The 4,461-nt window shown below is 77.4% G+C and carries 3 protein-coding genes and 1 pseudogene; all 4 read right to left on the bottom strand.

Going from position 1 to position 4,461, the window contains the following annotated elements:
* The coding region (locus GTR02_RS20135) for an ABC transporter transmembrane domain-containing protein (protein ID WP_166609262.1) at nucleotides 1–1,386 on the bottom strand (1,386 nt) is incomplete at its 3' end.
* A 106-nt stretch (nucleotides 1,387–1,492) separates the two neighbouring features.
* Entirely contained in the window at nucleotides 1,493–2,830 is a 1,338-nt protein-coding gene (locus GTR02_RS20130; protein ID WP_166609261.1) for a DUF58 domain-containing protein, read from the bottom strand.
* Nucleotides 2,827–3,939, bottom strand: a complete 1,113-nt coding sequence (locus GTR02_RS20125; RefSeq protein WP_338073952.1) for an AAA family ATPase — start codon at nucleotides 3,937–3,939, stop codon at nucleotides 2,827–2,829. Before GTR02_RS20125 ends, GTR02_RS20130 begins: the two co-directional genes overlap by 4 nt.
* Before the next feature lie 73 nt (nucleotides 3,940–4,012).
* Nucleotides 4,013–4,461 (bottom strand): annotated as a pseudogene (locus tag GTR02_RS20120) (DUF4350 domain-containing protein); the annotation flags it as partial.

Genomic DNA, 4,461 nt, shown 5'->3' with positions numbered 1-4,461 from the left:
CTCGAGGCCGCCGGGCATCGCGGCCACGAAGTCCGCGGCCTGCGCGGTGCGCAGCGCGGCCCACAGCTCCTCGTCGGTGGCCTCGGGCCGCCCGAAGCGCAGGTTGCTCGCGACGGTGCCCGCGAACAGGTAGGCCTTCTGCGGCACGAGGCCCACGCGGCGGCGCAGCTCCGCGTCGGAGAGCTCGCGCACGTCGACGCCGTCGAGGACGACCGACCCGCCCGTGGCGTCGAACAGCCGCCCGAGCAGGTTCACGAGCGTGGTCTTGCCCGCGCCCGTGCTGCCGATGACCGCGGTCAGGCGCCCCGGCGCGGCCGTGCAGGACACGCCCGACAGCACGGGCAGCTCGGCGCCCGGGTAGGCGAAGCTCACGTCGCGCAGCTCGACGGTGCCGCGCGAGTCCGCCGGGGTCGTGGGAGCGGCCGGCAGCACGACGGACGGCGCGGTCGCCAGCACCTCGGCGATGCGGTCGGCGGACACCGCGGCGCGCGGGGCGAGGACCGCGATGAAGGTGGACATCAGCACGGCCGTGAGGATCTGCACGAGGTAGCTGAGGAAGGCGATGAGCGAGCCGACCTGCAGGTCCCCGCTCTCCACGCGCGGGGCGCCGAACCAGATGACGGCCACGCTGGCGCCGTTCAGCACCAGCGTCACCACGGGGAAGACGAGCGCGAACAGCCGCCCGGTGTGCGTCGCGGTCTGCGTGAGGTCGGCGTTGGCGGCGGCGAAGCGCTGCGTCTCCGCGGCCTCGCGCACGAAGCTGCGCACCACGCGGATGCCGGTCAGCTGCTCGCGCAGCACGCGGTTGACGGTGTCGACCCGGCCCTGCAGGACCCGGAACAGGGGTCCCAGCCGGACCATGATCGCCGCGACGGCGGCGACGAGGACGGGCACCGCGACCACCAGCAGCCAGCTCAGCCCGACGTCCTCGCGCAGCGCCATGACGACCCCGCCCACGATGAGCAGGGGCGCCGAGACCAGCAGCGTGCAGACGACGAGGACGAGCACCTGCACCTGCTGCACGTCGTTGGTGCACCGCGTGATCAGCGACGGCGCCCCGAACCGGCCGACCTCGCGCTGGGACAGGTCCAGCACGTGGCCGAACACCGCGGCGCGCAGGTCGCGGCCCACGGCCATGGCGGTGCGCGCGCCCAGGAGGACCGCCCCGACCGCGCAGAGCACCTGCAGCAGCGTGACGACGAGCATGGTGCCGCCCGTGCGCAGGACGTAGCCGGTGTCCCCGGTCGCGACGCCGCGGTCGATGACGTCGGCGTTCAGCCGGGGCAGGTAGAGGGTCGCGGTCGCCTGCAGGAGCTGCAGGACGACCACGCCGGCCAGCAGCGACCGGTGCGGGCGGAGGTGCTGGCGGAGCAGCGGCACGAGCACGGTGCAGGTCTAGCACCGGCACCGCAGCGCCCTCCAGGGAGATCGCGCCGGCCGGGCCCTGCGGCCCACGGGCCCACAGCCGCCGGCGGGTTCGGAGCCGGCGGGCTCAGAGCCGGCCGGCGGCCTTCAGCGCGAGGTAGGTGTCGGCGAGGGCGGGCGCGAGGTCGTCGGGCGCGGCGTGCACGACCTGGACGCCGAGCCGCTCCAGCAGCGTCGCGGTCGCGGCGCGCTCGGCCGCGGTGGCCTCGGCGGCCGCCGCCCCGTAGACCTCCTCCGACGTCTGCCGCCGGCGGGCCATCTGCCGCAGCGCCGGGTCGTCGACGGCCGCGAGGACGACCGTGTGCCGCGCCGCGAGCTGCTCCAGGACCGTGAGCAGCCCGGACTCCAGCGCCGCGGGGTCGAGCGCGGTCAGCAGGACGACCAGGGCGCGCTGGCGGGCGAGCGCGCGGACCTCGGTGGCCACCACGTCCCAGTCGGCCTCCACGAGCGCCGGTTCCAGCGGCGCCAGGGCCGTCACCAGGCTGGGCAGCAGGTCGGCGCGCGAGGAGCCCCGCACGCGCACGCGCACCCGGCGGTCGTGGGCGAAGAGGTCGACGCGGTCGCCCGCGCGCCCCGCGAGGACGGCCGTCAGCAGCGCCGCGTCGATCGCCGCGTCCAGGCGCACCTCGACGCCCTCGGTCGAGGCGAACCGGTCCGCCCCCGGCGCCGGCCCCGTGCCGATGCGCGCCGCGGAGGTGCGCGAGGCGTCCACGACGAGCAGCACCCGGCGGTCGCGCTCGGGGCGCCAGGTGCGCACGACGACGGACTGCCGGCGCGCCGTGGCCCGCCAGTCGATCGAGCGGACGTCGTCGCCGTCGACGTAGTCGCGCAGCGAGTCGAACTCGGTGCCCTGCCCGCGGTGCAGCACGGCGCTGCGGCCGTCGAGCTCGCGCAGCCGCGACAGCCGCGACGGCAGGTGCTTGCGCGAGGTGAAGGGCGGCAGGACGCGCAACCGCCCCGGCAGGCTCGCCGAGCGCTGCCGGCCCGCGAGGCCCAGCGGCCCGAGGCTGCGCACCGTGACCCGGTCCGCGAGCCGGTCACCGCGCCGGGTGGGCACGAGCACGGTCGTGAACCGCCGCCGCTCGCCCGCGGGCAGGTCGAGGACGTGGCGGTCGGTGCGGGCGCCCGCCGACGGCTGCCACGCGTCGCGGACCAGCCCGCGGACCCGGCGGCCGGACTCGTTGGCGACCAGCAGCGTGCTCTCCACGGGCTCGCCGAGGCGCACCGCGGGCAGGACCGAGCGGCGCAGCACCAGCGCGCGCGGCGAGGGGGCCAGGACGACGTCCAGGGCGACGAGCAGCGCGACCACCAGCAGCCACGTCCCCACGGCCGCGAGCGTGGGCCACAGGGCCACGAGCACGACCCCGAGCGCCACCAGCACCGGCACCCGCCCCGTCGTGGTCACCGCGGGACGGGGACCGCGCCGAGGACGGAGTCCAGGACCGAGTCGACGCTCACCCCGTCGAGCTCGGCCTCGGGGCGCAGCTGCACGCGGTGGCGCAGGGTCGGGCGGGCCAGGGCCTTGACGTCGTCGGGCGACACGTAGTCGCGCCCCGACAGCCACGCCCACGCGCGCGCCGTCGACAGCAGCGCCGTGGCGCCGCGGGGCGAGACGCCCAGCGCGAGCGACGGCGAGGAGCGCGTGGCGCGGCAGACGTCCACGACGTAGCCGAGGACCTCGCGGGAGACCTGGACCCGCCGCACGGCCGCCGAGGCCAGGGCGAGCTGGGCGGGGGAGGCCACGGCCCGCACCCCGGCCGCGCCGAGGTCGCGGGGGTCGAAGCCCGCGGCGTGGCGGGCCAGCACCTCGACCTCGTCCTCGCGCGGCGGCAGCGGCAGCGTGAGCTTCAGCAGGAACCGGTCCAGCTGCGCCTCGGGCAGCGGGTAGGTGCCCTCGTACTCCACGGGGTTCTGCGTCGCGGCGACGATGAACGGCGCCGGCAGCGGGCGGGGGAGCCCGTCGACCGACACCTGCTTCTCCTCCATGGCCTCCAGCAGCGACGCCTGCGTCTTGGGCGGCGTGCGGTTGATCTCGTCGGCCAGCAGCAGGTTCGTGAAGACCGGGCCCTCGCGGAAGCTGAAGTTCGCGGTCTGCGCGTCGTAGACGAGCGAGCCCGTGACGTCGCCCGGCATCAGGTCGGGCGTGAACTGCACGCGCTTGGTGTCCAGCTGCAGCGCGGCGGCGAGCGTGCGCACCAGCAGCGTCTTCGCGACGCCCGGGACGCCTTCGAGCAGCACGTGGCCCTGGCACAGCACCGCGATGACGAGACCGGTCACGGCCGCGTCCTGGCCCACGACGGCCTTCGCCACCTCGCGCCGCACGGCGCGCAGCGCGTCGCGCGCGGCCTCGGTCTCGTCGCGGCGGTCCGCCACCGCGGACGCCGCCGTGCTGCCCCCGCCGGCGGCCGGGCGCGCGCCGCCGTCGGTCGCCGTGCCGTCGATCGCGGGGTCCTCGATCGCGGGGTCCTCGATCGCGGGGTCCTGGATCGCGGGGCCGTCGGTGCTCTCGCTCACGCTGGTGGTGCCTTCCTCGGGTGCGGGGTCAGGTCTCGGGGCGCGCGGCTCGGGCCGCCCGTCGCGGGTGGGCTCACGTGGGGTGCCCGCGCAGCTGGGACTCCAGGGCGTCGAGGTCGCCCGCGAGCCGCACCAGCGCGGCCTCGTCGGGCGGCTCGGCGGGCAGCAGCAGCGCGCGCAGCTCGGGGGCGGGGCGGCCCGTGGCCCACGCGACGGCGTCGGCGACGTCGTGCGCCGGAGCCGTGGCGTCGAGGCGGACCAGCACCCGCAGCCGCCGCAGCGCGGCGGAGCGCAGGGCCTCCGCCGCGCGCCCGCGGGCACCCGCCCGCGCGTACAGCCGGGCTCGGCCCTCGACGCTCTCGACCGAGCGCACCACGACGGGCAGCGGCTCGGGCACGAGGCGGCCGAGCCGCCGGCCGCGCCAGGGCGCCACGGCGAGGCCCGCGAGCAGCAGCAGCACGGCGCTCGGCAGCGCCCACGGCGGGACGAGCGAGGTCACCGGCACGGGGCCGCCCCCCGCCA

This window comes from Kineococcus siccus (assembly GCF_009906795.1).
Classification (GTDB): Bacteria; Actinomycetota; Actinomycetes; order Actinomycetales; family Kineococcaceae; genus Kineococcus; species Kineococcus siccus.
This window is presented reverse-complemented; position numbering and strand designations above follow the sequence as displayed.